Source organism: Nostoc sp. (assembly GCF_036917555.1).
GTDB lineage: Bacteria > Cyanobacteriota > Cyanobacteriia > Cyanobacteriales > Nostocaceae > Nostoc.
In genome coordinates, this window is record NZ_JBALDD010000063.1 from 188,293 (window position 1) to 203,034 (window position 14,742).

Genomic DNA, 14,742 nt, shown 5'->3' on the forward strand with positions numbered 1-14,742 from the left:
AGTCATATACTATAAGGTTACAGAGATGCAAAAAATTTTGAATTTCTGTTCTGAGATTGAATTCTATTTCAAGATTGCTATTAGTTGTACAATTGTTCAGCAGGTATTTTATTTGCTGTTAAATAATATCAAGATTGACTTTATAACGCAGGTGCTGTTGTATTGGCTCCTTGGTTCTATCTCATTTTATAGTATTGGCATTTTCATTGAAAAAGGAATCAAAAGTAACGATTTTTTGAGGGATAAGCTGACTGCAAGGGTCAAGAAAGTCAAAAATCAAGAATTTTCTTCCTTTACTATCAAAGGCATTATAACAGGAGAAATTAAAGCTTTTTTATCAGCACTCGTAATTTTATATCTAGCTCCAGAGGTTCATAGAGGAAATAGCTTACTCCTAAATCTTGGATGGTTTTTAATGAGAATAGTTGCTGCTGATTTATGTTTTTATGTTGCTCATCGGCTCTTGCACACAAGATTCTTGCAGAAAATCCATCTTAAACATCATGAGTTTCGTGACTCATCAAGTTTTGTTGCTGGACACAAGAGTTTGGTTGAATATATTATTGTTGCGATCGCTGACATTTTGCCTATTTTTATATTTGGATATGACATTACTCAACTGTGTGCATGGAGCGTTATAGGTAATGCTTACAACTTAGAAGGTCATAGTTCTTTGTCAATATTTTTCATTCCATCAGATTTCCACGATCTTCATCACACTTGCTTTAATGGAAACTATGGCATTCAGGGATTCTGGGACAGAGTATTCAACACACTGAATCCTCCTACCAAGAAGCCGGGAATTATGTTTCCTGTAAGTTTTATCGAGTATATAACTATTAAGTCATTTATGAGTAATGACACTGAAAAAACATAATTAAACTAAAAAAATCATAGTATTATAGCGTTTCCTAATCTGTCTATGGAGCCAACAATAGACCAATTAAAAGCATTTTTCGACTTCTGCGTTCGCGCTAGCAACCTTCTACGTGATATCGCTATAGTCCGGTACGATCAGAGAACAAACAGAATTGTGATTTTAATTGGTGAATCTATTCAAGTAGAAATTCTTAGCAATGGGGAGAACATCATAGGATGACTGACTACATGAACCTTAGCGAGGCAGACTTACGCCAATACGTTATCACTCACCCAGATGATGAAGATGCATTTCAGCACTATTTATCAATCATGAGAGCGAAACCAGAGTGCGTAGTGGTGGCTACACCAGAACAGTTAGAGGCAGAACTTAGAAAAAGGTTAGCGTCGTGAATGATAAATCGTTCAGAAATTAAAAATAACTTATTAATCCTAATTGTCATATTTGCATTAATATTAATTTTTGCAAAATTGTATTAGTTCAACGGAATTGCTGAGTGGACAGGCTTTGGAAAAGACTCTAATAAATCAGTAACCACAGAACAAGAAATTAATCCCAGAACCAACGAAGTTATTAAAATAACAAAAAAAGAAACTAAAAATTTTCAATCTTCTAAGACTTTGTGGGATTTATTGCAGCTTGGTGGCACGTTCGCTATTCCTTTGGCAGTGTTTTACTTTGATCGAGCAGAAGAGAGACGAGCAGATAACAACTCACGTGAGCAAGCTCTAGAGGCTTATCTTGACAAAATGTCAGAACTGCTAATTGATAAAGAATTAAACGTGTTGATTAACAAGCAAGAATCATCAAAACTACCAGACTCTAAAGAACATAAACTATCAGACTCCGAAATACAGAAGCTAGATGCAGTGATTAATGTAGCGTGTGTTACGAACATTTTGGCTGCTGCGAAGGTTGAATCAAGATGGAAAGCGAAAAACAAGCGTTATTCAATTTCTGATTGATGTAAAAATCATAAACCATTTGAAAAACTATTTGAAAGGTGCTGACCTCAGTGGTGCCAACCTCAGTGATGTCAACCTCAGCGGTGCTAACCTCGAAAAAGCTAACCTCGAAGGAGCTAACGGAGCTAACCTCAAAGGAGCTATCCGCGAAGAGTTCTCATTTGAAAAGTTTCTACTTCTAAAATGACTAAGTTGAAGACATCATCAACCCTTTACTTAATTCTAAACAAGTTAAGAAAGCAAAAAAATTGGGACAAAGCAAGATACAGTAAAGAATTTCGGGTCAGACTTGGTTTACTCCTAATTAAAGGGTAAGGGAAAATTTTATCCTTTTCATCTTTTCCCCTTAACCTTTTCCTGACTTTCACAAGAAGTCTAAGCCATTGTGTGTTTAGACTAATGAAGGCACAACTTCAGTGCTTAAGCCTTTTTCAACCAGCTAAACATAGCGCGTAAATCTTTACCAACTTCCTCAATTTTGTGTTCAGCTTCTTTGCGACGCATGGCGGTAAATCCTGGTTTACCAGCTTGGTTTTCTAGAACAAATTCTCGTGCAAATTGCCCAGATTGAATTTCGCTGAGAATCTTCTGCATTTCAACTTTGGTTTGTTCGGTAACAATCCGCGGACCACGCGTATAATCGCCATATTCAGCGGTATTAGAAATGCTGTCGCGCATTTTCGCTAAACCACCTTCCACAACTAAGTCAACAATCAATTTGACTTCATGCAGACATTCAAAATAAGCCAATTCTGGTTGATAACCAGCTTCTACTAAAGTTTCAAATCCAGCTTTGATTAAAGCACTCAAGCCACCGCACAATACCGCTTGTTCGCCAAATAAATCTGTTTCGGTTTCTTCACGGAAAGTAGTTTCGAGAACACCAGCGCGAGTACCACCAATACCTTTAGCATAAGACAGCGCGCGATCGCGCGCTTGACCACTAGCATCTTGATAAACTGCAAACAGCGCTGGTACGCCTTCACCCTGTTCATAAGTCCGCCGTACTATATGCCCTGGCCCTTTGGGGGCTACCATCACCACATCTACATTAGCAGGTGGTACAACTTGCCCAAAGTGAATATTGAAACCGTGGGCAAAAGCTAACACATTCCCTTCTTCTAGATTGGGTTCAATCTCATTTTTGTAAATCGTTTTTTGAACTTCATCAGGTAACAAAATCATGATGAAATCAGCAGCATTAGCAGCATCTGCAACATTTTTCACAGTTAACCCAGCTGCTTCAGCCTTTGCGACTGACTTACTACCCGGATATAGTCCCACAATCACATTCAAACCACTATCTTTGAGATTGAGAGCGTGGGCATGACCTTGGGAACCATAGCCGATAATAGCAATAGTTTTTCCAGCCAAAAGGTCTAAATTGGCATCTTCGTCATAATACATCCGGGCCATAGAAGCATCTCCTGTCAGCAAGCATCGTCATTTATTGGCAGGCTTACGATTGTACCCCAAATTGAGTAACCACAGATGAACTGTAACCCGAATTTCTCACAATATTGCTCAAAGCGTTATAAAAGCTAGATTCATAAGTTTCACACTGAATTAAAATTTTTAGCCGTCAGAAATGTCAGAAAGATACTCTGGGTAAAGGTTGTCACCTTGAAACTTACCTGCACTGAGGGTTCCAGTAGACACTATAACCTTATTACCTCCAATTTTTGTTCAAACTTGATTGATTAATCAAGCATATAAAACTCGAATTGCGGTTTAAATTGAGTTAGTAAATTGAAGTAATTATTCGTCAAGTCAGACTACCAATGCTCTCCCAAGATAAACCAAATCCAAAAGATTCACCGGAAGGATCGTGCGAAACACGTCGTCAAAACATTCTGCCCACCGCCCCATTACCGGAATCTATTAGTAAAAATATCGAGACTATCATCGCATTGCACAGACGTGCTGAAAAAGACGTACCACAACACCAACGGGTTGTAGAAACGGTAACTGACTTTTTTGGTCGTCCTGCATTCCTGTATAGCATCCTGCTTGGGATTATTCTGTGGGTAACACCCAATGTCTTACCACGACGTTTGGGCATACCAAGATTTGATCCTCTTCCATTTCCTTGGTTACAATTTTCACTGACTGCGGGATCATTGTTGGTGACAGCAGGTGTATTGATTAAACAAGAGCGACAAGAAAAGTTAGCAGAGCAACGGACGCAGCTTATTCTTCAACTTAACCTGCTCTCTGAGCAGAAAATCGCTAAACTCATCGCTTTGGTTGAGGAATTACGCCAGGATATTCCTAATGTCAAAAATCGCTCTGACCCGGAGGCTGAAATGATGAAGTCCCCTACTGATCCGCACGCAATTATAGATGTATTAGAAGAGACTTTAGCATCTGAACTAGCAAGTTTCTCTCAGCAACAAACATCAATTGAAGAATAATTGGACTTTGGACAAAACTTTATCCCTGTTACATAAATCGTAACAATCCAGATTTTGAGTTTTTCTTCAGTAATACTGGGGTTAACTTCATCCATCTAGGGGTAGATTATGTACGCTTCAACGAAATTACCGCGCACATCTGCTTTATTTATAAGTGCGTTATTAGGAGGGGTGATTTTCACCAGTTGCGCCTCTTCCCATCAGTCAGGAAATCAGGCTTTACCTCCAATTGCAGCCAATGGCGCGGTAAATCAATTATCTGATCGTGAAAACAGTCTTTCCCAAAAGGCGGAAGCTGCACCAATAGCGCGTTCTCGTCCCCAACTCATCAAAAAAGCAGCAATTTCTTTGACTGTCAACTCTGTAGATCGGACTATTGATGCCGTTTCGCAAATTATCAATCAACAGCAAGGGGATTTAATCGGGTTGAAACAACAACAACCCAAAAACGACAACCCACGTTACACAGCAACCATCCAATTGCGGATACCAGAGAATCGGCTAGAACCTACCCTAGAACAGCTAGCTAAATTAGGCACTGTTAATAGTCGTAATATCACTGCCGAAGATGTAGGCGATCGCCTAGTGGATTTTCAAGCCAGATTAACGAATTTGCAAAAAACTGAAGCCAATTTGCAAAAAATTATGGATCGGGCAGGTTCTGTCAGAGATGTGCTTAGTGTTGCTCAAGAACTGAGTAATGTCCGACAAACAATAGAACAAATTGATGCCCAACTCAAAAGCTTACAAAATCAAGTTGCTTATTCCACTATTACGCTCAACCTAGAAGCAGCAGTTTCTAGCACCAGTCCCCAACCTGCCTTCGGTTTGCAAGTTCAGGAAACTTGGAACAACTCTACCCATTCTTTGAGGGCATTTTCTGTTGGCTTACTCAAGCTGGGTATTTGGTTAATTGTCTACAGTCCCTATTTGTTAATTTTTGCTGCTCTTGTCTATGGCTTTAGCCGTTGGCGGCGAACTCATTCACCACGTTTGACACAAACACCAGAGTCAACTAGTTCTGACTAAACTTGCATAAATCTTACATCTACCTTTGATAAATCTACACAGGTAAAGAGGGACTCAAATATTCCAAACTCTTATGGTCTATACCTTTCGCCTAAAAATTTTCTTTATCCTGTAGTCTTGATTACTTTAATACTTTTTTAAATGTAAAGAGCAATACAAAATATGTGATGACAATTTTGATACAAATTTGTTAAGAATAGTTACAATAGTCGGCGTACACGATAATATTTCTTATGGTAAATTCACTTGACAATAGTCCACCCCATCAAGTAGTTATTGTTGGCGGTGGTTTTGGTGGACTTTATGCAGCAAAAACACTCGCCAAGGCAGCAGTAAAGGTTACTCTGATTGATAAACGTAACTTTCATCTATTTCAACCGCTTTTATATCAAGTCGCCACAGGTGCGCTATCTCCTGCTGATATATCCTCACCGTTGCGTTCTGTCCTCAGCAAGAGCAAGAATACGAAAGTACTGCTGGGAGAGGTGAATAATATCGATCCAGAAGCGCAAAAAGTGATTGTGGGCGACGAAGCAATAGCTTACGATACGTTAATTGTCGCCACAGGTGCGAAGCATTCCTACTTTGGCAAAGATAACTGGGAAGAATTCGCCCCAGGCTTGAAAACAGTAGAAGATGCTATAGAAATGCGTAGCCGGATTTTTTCGGCGTTTGAAGCCGCAGAAAAAGAAACCGATCCAGAAAAACGCCGTGCTTGGTTAACTTTTGTAATTGTAGGTGGTGGCCCAACTGGTGTAGAGTTAGCTGGTGCGATCGCAGAATTGGCAAATCAAACTCTCAAAGAAGATTTCCGCAACATCGACACCTCAGAAGCCAAGATTTTGCTATTAGAAGGTTTGGAGCGGATTTTGCCACCCTTTGCACCAGAGTTATCACAAGAAGCAGAAGCATCTCTAACGCGCTTGGGTGTAGTTGTGCAGACAAAAACATTAGTAACAAATATTGAAAATGATATTGTTACCCTCAAACAAGGCGATGAAGTTAAAGAGATTGCCTCAAAAACGGTATTATGGGCAGCAGGTGTGAAAGCTTCCGCAATGGGAAAAGTGTTAGCAGAACACACAGATGCCGAATGCGATCGCGCTGGACGGATTATCGTTGAACCTGACTTGAGTATTAAGGGACATCCGAATATTTTTGTAGTTGGCGATTTAGCAAATTTTTCTCATCAAAATGGTAAACCGCTACCTGGTGTTGCACCTGTAGCGAAGCAGCAAGGTGAATATGTAGCAGAACTAGTCCAAAAGCGGCTTGTAGGTAACAATTTGCCACCTTTTGCTTATACTGATCATGGTAGTTTGGCAATGATTGGGCACAATTCTGCTGTGGTAGATTTGGGCTTTATCAAGCTGAAAGGTTTCGTTGCATGGCTGTTTTGGCTGTTGATTCACATCTACTTCTTAATTGAATTTAACAACAAATTAGTAGTTATAATTCAGTGGGGATGGAATTACTTTACCCGTAATCGCGGAGCAAGATTGATTACAGGTCAAGAATCAATCACGCAGTTCGGAATTAGCGATCGCAACAGTTACACGTCAGCCGATAATAAACAGCCGATAAATGTCTAGTTGGGCATTCGGCATCAAAAAGAGGACAACAGGAAGACTTGTTGCAAGTTCTCACTCCTCATCTCCACAACAAAGTTATCGCCCTCATAAATTAGCAGTAAGCTGTTTGAGGGCGTTTTTCATAATCTCTATATGGCAACTATTAACGACAACTACCTGAAACTGAAAGCGGGTTATCTGTTTCCAGAAATTGCTCGGCGGGTGAATGCCTTTGCAGAAGCGAACAGTAATGCTAAAATCATCCGGTTGGGCATTGGTGATGTTACCGAACCTCTGCCGGAGGCTTGTCGCACAGCGATGATTAAAGCTGTGGAAGAAATGGGCGATCGCAATACCTTCAAAGGCTACGGCCCAGAGCAAGGCTATGCTTGGTTGCGGGAGAAAATTGCTACTCACGATTTCCAAGCACGGGGAGCCGATATAGATGCTTCCGAAATCTTTATCTCTGATGGTTCCAAGTGCGACACAGGCAACATTCTGGAAATCTTTGGTCATGACAATCTAATTGCCGTTACTGACCCAGTTTACCCTGTGTATGTAGACACTAACGTTATGGTGGGAAATACTGGGAATGCCAATGATAAAGGCGAGTTTGAGGGTTTAGTTTATCTGCCGATTACTGCTGAAAACAACTTCACCGGGGAAATTCCCTCAAAAAAAGTCGATTTAATTTATCTCTGCTTTCCCAATAACCCCACTGGCGCAACTGCTACTAAGGAATATCTCAAGACATGGGTGGACTATGCTAAAGCTAATAACTCGATTATTTTCTTTGATGCAGCCTACGAAGCTTATATCACCGATCCGTCGATTCCGCACTCAATTTATGAAATTGAGGGTGCAAGAGAAGTTGCGATCGAATTTCGTTCTTTCTCCAAGAATGCAGGTTTTACAGGAACCCGTTGCGCGTTAACTGTAGTACCAAAGACACTCACAGCAAAAGCCGCCGATGGTTCCGATGTCGAACTGTGGAAACTCTGGAATCGTCGCCAGTCCACAAAGTTTAATGGCGTTTCTTACATCGTCCAACGGGGAGCAGAAGCGGTTTACTCTGAAGAAGGACATGCACAAATCAAAGGATTGGTGAGTTTCTATCTAGAAAACGCCAAAATTATCCGCGAGAAACTCACAGCCGCCGGATTATCAGTTTATGGTGGCGTGAATGCACCTTACGTCTGGGTGAAAACGCCTAATGGTTTATCCAGTTGGGAATTCTTTGATAAGTTGCTGCAAACTGTCAACGTTGTCGGAACCCCTGGTTCTGGCTTTGGTGCTGCGGGTGAAGGTTACTTCCGCATTTCGGCGTTTAACAGCCGGGAGAATGTGGAAGAAGCAATGAAGCGGATTACCGAGAATTTTAAGGTGTAGGCGATCGCTTTTGTTAAACTCATTCTATTAGTCTAAAGGTTACGGTGGGCTGTATTATCCACCGCAACCTGATACATAATTATTGAGATTCAGCTTACTAATATTTTGGTTATGACTACTGCTATCCCCGTTTTCAAAGCTGTTAGCCAGATGCAGTTAGCACCTGGTAGCACAGTGACAATTCCAGATGTTAGCTGGGAAGAATTTGAATCTATTTTACAAGAATTGGGAGAAAAAAGAACTACACGAATTGCCTATAGCCAGGGTGCTTTAGAAATTATGGCTCCTTTACCAGAACATGAAATACCCAAAGATTTAATTTCTAATATTGTCAAAATATTGCTGAAGGCTAAAGATATCAGATATCAACCTTTTGGTTCCACCACCTTTAAACGGCAAGGTGTAGCAGGAGTTGAACCTGATGCTTGCTTTTATATTCAGAATTATCAACAGATGATTGGTCATCGCCGCTTGCAACCTGATGACCCGCCGCCAGATTTAGCGATTGAAACTGATGTCACATCAAAAACTACTCTTGATGCTTATCAAGCCATTGGAGTCCTAGAATTATGGGTATACGATAACGGAAACCTTTCTATTTATTTGTTCAAAGAGGGGAAATATAGAAAATCTAATACCAGTCCTAATTTTGAGGATATAACTATTACTCAAATTATCCCTGCAGCTGTGGAACGTAGTTGGCAAGTAGGAAGTTTTCAAGCTTTAGAAGAATTGGAAGCAATGATTTAGTAAATGATAAAATAGGCATTGCTCATTGTGAATTAATGCCAAATATGGATATTACCATAATTGCAATATATGTAATAAAAATTAATCTGTTCAAAGGTGCGATGTCTACAACAAGCCGCTCCGTGTCTACACATTTCGAGAGAAAGTGAGAGAAATTTCAGCAGATTATAGACAAGTTTAAGATATAAGTTTGTAGGCTATCGGTTTTGGGCATCATAGGGTTGTGGTGGACAATGCCCATACTACTTAATTTAACCATATAATTTTACTCGCTCTGAGGCTCTAAAATGTCTAATAAGCAATGGAAAGATAAACTACTTTCATCAAGTATTCCATTAGAATTTGAAGTAGCAAAACTACTTGTTAAAAAAGGTTTTTCTATTAGCTCAGATTTCACTTATTCTCGTAGCGATGCCGGAGTAGATAAAGATTTTTCAGTAGATATCCATGCCACGGCTTACTTACCTTTCTCTAATCCAAATAGAATTACTGCAAGTCTTGAAATGTTAGTAGAGTGCAAGTATAGAAATCCTAATATTAGACAATGGTTATTATTACCCGATCCAAATAAGCCAGATTTTTCTCCAATTACACTAGGATATACTATACATATAGTAGATGATTTTTCGCCATACTCGGTCACAAAAAATGCATATATTGACTTTGAGGCTATGCTCCCTTGCTGTTATAAAGCTATAGAGATCGATATTAAAAGTTCTGCTGTTTATGATGCTGAAATCAAGCATGGATTATGCCAACTTCAATATGCCGCTCCAAGGTTAATCGTTGAGCAAATAATGTCTAATGTACAAGGACATATTAAAGATAATAAACCATTTATTTTCTATTCTGTACTAATCACAACTGCAGAAATATTTATAGCAAAAAATAATTCGACTATTCAAGAAGTTGAAAAAGCATCTGATCTAGCTGATATAGCTGTGAAAGTTCCATATCTTATATTTTACTCAGACTATGGGCCGGATTTTGAGTTACATTGCTCTAAAGAATGTCAATCCTTAAATAATTTAGACAAATTTGAACAAATAAAAATACTATAATTTAAGCATCAAAATTCAAACAAGGAATTATATAGTATTAATTATCCTTCTTTTATAGGTTCATCTTTGGCATCAGCTAGGAGATATGAACTTAATAAATATTTTACTCATTTTTTAGTTTGTAACTATGCTCATTTCTCTCAATTAATTGACAATATTAAAATCTTAGGTACAAAATCAATGAGGACTAGACGGGATATTTGAATTCTACTTCAGTAAAGAGCAGTTTGAAAAATGGCATACTTATCATTCTACTTCCCAATCCTCAAGCTGTAACCCTTCCACACGGCTAAACTCATCTACATTATGAGTTACTAAAATCAGATTATTTGCCAAAGCAATTGCTGCAATTTGCAAATCATAAGGGCCGATGGGGGTTCCCAAGCTAGCTAGGTGAGAGCGGATATCGCCAAATATTTCGGCTGAATTATCATCAAATTGCAAAGAAGTAAATCTACTCAAAAATCCTCTTTGTAAAGCTAGATTACGATCTGGATTATTACTTCTTTTTGCCCCATAAAATAATTCAGCTTTAACAATAGAACAAACAACAATATCTAAATCCGACTGGTTTTCTAGCCTGCGCCGTAAATTCAGGTTTATACCATTGAGAAAAATAATACAAGCATTCGTATCTAACAGATAAATCATTCTATTGGTTCTCGTTGTTCATACTCTCCTTGAGGATGTCTCATAATTGGGTCATCTCTTAAACAGCCATAAGTTTTATCAATAAATTCATGCCATTCTAATTGCTTTAATTCTTCCTCTTCTAAAGAAGTAGTTTGTTTTTTTATGGGTTTCAGTATAACCATGACTTCTAATTCAGTTTCTATCATTTCTACAGGGATATCTAGATGTAACATTCCATCTTTACCTACATAAGAACGTATTTTTATACTTTGCATACTTTAACTATTTACCATTTGATTAAATATAGCAAATAACCGAGTCTATAAGACTTTGATCTCAGACGTTATCTTAGTCCTTGGTCTTTAACCCTGATACTGATAAAAGTGCCAATTAAAATTAATCTTATATAGCACTTTCCCAAGTATCCATTAATTGCATCAAAAAATTATTTATGAAAACTACTTTTTCCTTCTTCATTATCATCAGGTAAATTAACTTTTTGCTCAACTTTTTCTCGTCCATAATTAGCCAAAGTCACCCCTTCTTCTAAATATACAGCAGAGTATTTACTCAACCCAATACGCTGTGCTGAGTAAATTCCAGAATGACCCGAAAATAAGTAGCTCACTACACAGGCAATAGCAATAAATACCCCCGATTCCAAACCAAATAGTTCAATTCCCATTAAGGTAGATGCCAAAGGTGTATTTGCTGCACCCGCAAACACACCCACAAATCCCATTCCTGCTAACAGTGGTGCAGGTAATGCTAAAAGTAACGACAAAGCATTACCTAAAGTTGCACCAATAAAAAATAAAGGTGTTACTTCTCCTCCTTTAAATCCAGCACCTAAAGTTAAAGCAGTCATACCCAATTTGGCAGCAAAATCCCAAGGAGGTAGCTGAGTATAGAAAGAATCAACGATGGTTGGGATACCAAGCCCAATGTACTTCGTTGTTCCACTCAACCCAACAATTACTGCTATCAGCGCACCACCTATCAAAGGACGCATTGGAGGATAAGATATCTCAGCTTTAAATAAGTGACTAATTTTATGAGTTACTTGAGCAAAGAATCTCGCTACAATTCCAAAAATTGCTCCTGCGATAATGGCAGAAATCAGCCCCAAAATTGTCAGCGTTGGTATCAAGGGAGTGTGTCGGTATGCAGTATGATGCAAACCGAATAACAAGGTTACTTGATTTCCCACGATCGCAGCAATTAAAGAAGGAAAAAGAGCGTCGTAATGAATTTTACCAATCGCTAAAACTTCCAGACCAAATACGGTTCCAGCTAAGGGAGTACCGAAAACTGAAGCGAATCCCCCACTGATACCTGCTGTTAACAAAATCCGCCTATTTGCTCCTTGAAAACGCAATATTTTAGTTAATTGGTCTGCCAAAGAAGCACCCATTTGTAATGCTGTACCTTCACGACCAGCTGAACCACCAAATAAATGTGTAAGGTCTGTTCCTAGTAAAACTAGAGGAGCCATACGGAAGGGAATAATATTTTTGGGGTTATGAATTTCTTCCAGTAAAAGATTATTTCCAGCTTCTACAGTCTGACCAAATTGATGATAAATCCAGCCACTCAAGAAGCCACCAAGAGGAAGCAAGACGATAATCCACCGATGTGATTCCCGCCAGTCAGTGGCCCATTCCAATGATGCTAAAAGAGCCGCAGAAGCAGTTCCAGCAAGAATGCCAACTACAAAAGAAATAGGCAACCACTTGATTAGATGAGGTAAGGCAATAAATGGTTCAAACTGACGAAAGTGTTTCATACCATGACTCCTTGAGGTGCGATTTGTAGACAGATACTTTCTACAGGAGAGTCAGGTAATGCACTTAGCCAAGCCCTACTCTCCCGCAGTTAGCAAGGAAAGTAGGAGCCATCAGCCTTCCAGAAGAGAGTTTATCGCACTGGAAAGGCGGTTTTGGCGAGCTCCATCGCCGTTAATAATTTGATTAATAATACCATTTTTACTGTGGGTCAATATCTTTGGTATTCTACGATATAGATAAATAATGTGTATCATTGGCGGTATTATATGCTGCCATCATCAGAAATTTTGAACCCTCCACTGTCTTGTTGACCACTAAATTAAAAATTTAGTGGGGGCTTGTACCCTTTTAATAATTACGAATTACCTTAGCGCAGCGTTAGCGAGTCATTGAGCGTCATTACGAATTAGTAGTTATTTGGTCAATGCTCCCAACTTTATAGTTCAGATTCATCATAATTTTCTTAATTCAACAGATGTTTTATAAACTCGGATAGCAATATTAGATTGAAGGCAACACTTGTTACAATGCGTCTATGGATAGAAAATCTTGGAATCTATTGGTGTACAAAGTACCTGCACAGCCTTCAACGCAACGGGTGTATGTTTGGCGTAAACTTAAGGGATTGGGCGCACTTTATCTACAGCAGTCGGTGTGCTTGCTACCACAGCGAGAAGACTTGCAGAGCCATTTGAAAGAATTGAAAGCAGACATTACAGCAGGTGGTGAAGCAGATTTATTCACCATTTGCATTGATGAACCTGAGCAAAATGCTATGTTCCTAGAGCGCTTTTAACAGCAGGTAGACCAAGAATATCAAGAGTTTTTGGGGCAATGTTGAGATTTCAATAGCGAATTAAGCGAGGAACGGAGAATAAGTAATCTCTCTTTTGCAGAACTGCAAGAGAATGAGGTAGAACTAACGAAACTGCGTTTTTGGTTGCCAAAAATTCGCGATCGCGATTTGTTTGATGCCCCAAAATATTCACAAGCCACTGAAGCTTTGAAGGCGTGCGAATTAGATTTTCAGCTATTTACCGAACAAGTATATCAAGCACAAGGAATATACTTAGAACCTTCATAAGTCAATGGATCTTAACTAATGGTGTAGGCATAACCCAATCTAAGCATCACACTCGTAATTTCTGACTAGATAAATAATTTATTCCTATAGATAGATGCGTTTTTAGTATCTATACGTATTAATTCTATTCCTAAATTAGTATTACTAAAACTTAAGTAGGAAAACCGTACTTATCTGATAGGTTTTCTATACCATATATCTAAGTTTAGCTGGATAAAATCAAAATATAGCTGAAGTAATGCTGTTTTCTCAAAAATTTACACAGCATTAGCAGGAGAGCAAAAACATGACAAATCAATTGAAAACGGCTGCTTTGCTAGCTGCACTAAGTGGTCTTTTGATTGCAATTAGTTACTGGGTAATTGGTGGTTATAGTGGCTTGATTATCGGGATTGGCTTGGCAGCAGCAACCAACCTGTTTTCTTGGTATCAATCAGATAAAATTGCCCTAGCAGTATACCAGGCACAACCTGTGAGTGAAAGCGAAGCACCAGGACTTTACGGGATGGTGCAGAGATTGAGCGATCGCGCTAACATTCCCATGCCTAAAGTTTATATCGTTCCAAGCCAAGGTGCTAACGCCTTCGCAACAGGGCGCGATCCAGAACACGCTGCTGTGGCTGTCACCGAGGGTATTTTAAATATATTGCCAGACGATGAACTCGCAGGTGTTATCGCCCACGAGCTAACCCATATTATTAATCGTGACACTCTCACCCAAGCTGTTGCTGCTACTGTGGCTGGTGCGATCTCATTCCTAGCCCAAATGGTTAGTTACAGCCTATGGTTTGGCAGTGGTTCACGAGATGATAACAGAAGTGGAAATCCAATAGGAGTTTTATTAACAGTCATGCTTGCGCCAGTGGCTGCGACAATCATTCAGCTAGCAATTTCGCGCACACGAGAATTTTCCGCTGATGCAGGTTCTGCTAGATTAACTGGTAATCCCCGCGCCTTAGCTAGGGCATTGCAACGCTTAGAAGCTTCAGCAAAGCAGATGCCTTTAAATGCTAATCCAGCTTATGAGCCGTTATTAATTATCAATTCCATCTCTGGACAGTTTCTAGGTAACTTATTCTCCAGTCACCCAGCGACAGAAATGCGAGTTACTGCATTACTAAAATTAGAGCAACAACTGCCAGCAAAAACTTATTAATTTGTCATTAGTCATTAGTCATT

Annotated in this window: 16 protein-coding genes, 1 pseudogene and 1 riboswitch; of the genes and pseudogenes, 13 read left to right on the forward strand and 4 right to left on the reverse strand. The window is 39.3% G+C overall.

Annotation, left to right across the window (positions count from 1 at the left end):
• The first annotated feature begins 25 nt into the window (after nucleotides 1–25).
• The 5 genes from V7K60_RS23270 (at nucleotide 26) to V7K60_RS23285 (ending at nucleotide 2,032) form a co-directional block, all read left to right on the forward strand.
• On the forward strand, nucleotides 26–877 hold the full coding sequence (locus V7K60_RS23270) for a sterol desaturase family protein (protein ID WP_334928760.1): 852 nt from the start codon (nucleotides 26–28) through the stop codon (nucleotides 875–877).
• Between the two features lie 45 nt (nucleotides 878–922).
• The gene (locus V7K60_RS35390) at nucleotides 923–1,099 is read left to right on the forward strand and encodes a DUF6888 family protein (RefSeq protein WP_442944452.1); all 177 of its coding nucleotides are present in this window, start codon (nucleotides 923–925) and stop codon (nucleotides 1,097–1,099) included.
• The gene (locus V7K60_RS23275) at nucleotides 1,096–1,272 is read left to right on the forward strand and encodes a DUF6887 family protein (RefSeq protein WP_334928762.1); all 177 of its coding nucleotides are present in this window, start codon (nucleotides 1,096–1,098) and stop codon (nucleotides 1,270–1,272) included. The genes V7K60_RS35390 and V7K60_RS23275 overlap by 4 nt, the downstream gene beginning before the upstream one ends.
• Nucleotides 1,273–1,500: 228 nt before the next feature.
• Nucleotides 1,501–1,845 (forward strand): hypothetical protein, encoded by a 345-nt coding sequence (locus tag V7K60_RS23280; RefSeq protein WP_334928764.1) that lies wholly within the window; start codon nucleotides 1,501–1,503, stop codon nucleotides 1,843–1,845.
• 19 nt (nucleotides 1,846–1,864) lie between these two features.
• Nucleotides 1,865–2,032, forward strand: coding sequence for a pentapeptide repeat-containing protein (locus V7K60_RS23285; RefSeq protein WP_334928766.1), 168 nt, complete (start codon nucleotides 1,865–1,867; stop codon nucleotides 2,030–2,032).
• 233 nt (nucleotides 2,033–2,265) lie between these two features.
• On the opposite strand, the gene ilvC is transcribed toward V7K60_RS23285, so the two are convergent.
• Nucleotides 2,266–3,261 carry a ketol-acid reductoisomerase gene (gene ilvC / locus V7K60_RS23290; RefSeq protein WP_334928768.1) on the reverse strand — a complete coding sequence of 332 codons (996 nt, stop codon included), beginning with the start codon at nucleotides 3,259–3,261 and terminating at the stop codon, nucleotides 2,266–2,268.
• Between the two features lie 365 nt (nucleotides 3,262–3,626).
• Here ilvC and V7K60_RS23295 point away from each other — a divergent pair, with 365 nt between their 5' ends.
• The 6 genes from V7K60_RS23295 (at nucleotide 3,627) to V7K60_RS23320 (ending at nucleotide 10,059) form a co-directional block, all read left to right on the forward strand.
• Nucleotides 3,627–4,259: a DUF1003 domain-containing protein gene (locus V7K60_RS23295; RefSeq protein ID WP_334928770.1), complete on the forward strand. Its 633-nt coding sequence runs from the start codon at nucleotides 3,627–3,629 to the stop codon at nucleotides 4,257–4,259.
• A 108-nt stretch (nucleotides 4,260–4,367) separates the two neighbouring features.
• Entirely contained in the window at nucleotides 4,368–5,288 is a 921-nt protein-coding gene (locus V7K60_RS23300) for a DUF4349 domain-containing protein (protein WP_334928772.1), read from the forward strand.
• 233 nt (nucleotides 5,289–5,521) lie between these two features.
• On the forward strand, nucleotides 5,522–6,880 hold the full coding sequence (locus V7K60_RS23305) for an NAD(P)/FAD-dependent oxidoreductase (RefSeq protein WP_334928774.1): 1,359 nt from the start codon (nucleotides 5,522–5,524) through the stop codon (nucleotides 6,878–6,880).
• A 132-nt stretch (nucleotides 6,881–7,012) separates the two neighbouring features.
• Nucleotides 7,013–8,248, forward strand: a complete 1,236-nt coding sequence (locus V7K60_RS23310; RefSeq protein ID WP_334928776.1) for an LL-diaminopimelate aminotransferase — start codon at nucleotides 7,013–7,015, stop codon at nucleotides 8,246–8,248.
• A 111-nt stretch (nucleotides 8,249–8,359) separates the two neighbouring features.
• Nucleotides 8,360–8,998 carry a Uma2 family endonuclease gene (locus tag V7K60_RS23315; RefSeq protein ID WP_334928778.1) on the forward strand — a complete coding sequence of 213 codons (639 nt, stop codon included), beginning with the start codon at nucleotides 8,360–8,362 and terminating at the stop codon, nucleotides 8,996–8,998.
• A gap of 287 nt (nucleotides 8,999–9,285) precedes the next feature.
• Nucleotides 9,286–10,059, forward strand: coding sequence for a hypothetical protein (locus tag V7K60_RS23320; RefSeq protein ID WP_334928780.1), 774 nt, complete (start codon nucleotides 9,286–9,288; stop codon nucleotides 10,057–10,059).
• A gap of 246 nt (nucleotides 10,060–10,305) precedes the next feature.
• Here the strand turns inward: V7K60_RS23320 and vapC are convergent, their stop codons facing one another.
• The 3 genes from vapC to V7K60_RS23335 all read right to left on the reverse strand — a co-directional run bounded on the left by vapC (nucleotide 10,306) and on the right by V7K60_RS23335 (nucleotide 12,478).
• Nucleotides 10,306–10,710, reverse strand: a complete 405-nt coding sequence (vapC, locus tag V7K60_RS23325; RefSeq protein WP_334928782.1) for a type II toxin-antitoxin system tRNA(fMet)-specific endonuclease VapC — start codon at nucleotides 10,708–10,710, stop codon at nucleotides 10,306–10,308.
• Nucleotides 10,707–10,967, reverse strand: coding sequence for a hypothetical protein (locus V7K60_RS23330; RefSeq protein WP_334928783.1), 261 nt, complete (start codon nucleotides 10,965–10,967; stop codon nucleotides 10,707–10,709). Before V7K60_RS23330 ends, vapC begins: the two co-directional genes overlap by 4 nt.
• A 170-nt stretch (nucleotides 10,968–11,137) precedes the next feature.
• A complete protein-coding gene (locus V7K60_RS23335; protein ID WP_334928785.1) occupies nucleotides 11,138–12,478 on the reverse strand; it encodes a voltage-gated chloride channel family protein in 1,341 nt (446 codons plus the stop codon).
• Nucleotides 12,479–12,573: 95 nt separating this feature from the next.
• Nucleotides 12,574–12,658, reverse strand: a riboswitch (Fluoride riboswitch).
• 356 nt (nucleotides 12,659–13,014) lie between these two features.
• On the opposite strand from V7K60_RS23335, the pseudogene V7K60_RS23340 reads away from it, so the two are divergent.
• Together V7K60_RS23340 and V7K60_RS23345 are read left to right on the forward strand one after the other, a co-directional pair.
• Nucleotides 13,015–13,563: pseudogene (locus tag V7K60_RS23340) on the forward strand (Chromate resistance protein ChrB).
• Between the two features lie 286 nt (nucleotides 13,564–13,849).
• A complete protein-coding gene (locus tag V7K60_RS23345; protein WP_334928787.1) occupies nucleotides 13,850–14,719 on the forward strand; it encodes a zinc metalloprotease HtpX in 870 nt (289 codons plus the stop codon).
• The last annotated feature ends 23 nt before the right edge of the window (nucleotides 14,720–14,742 follow it).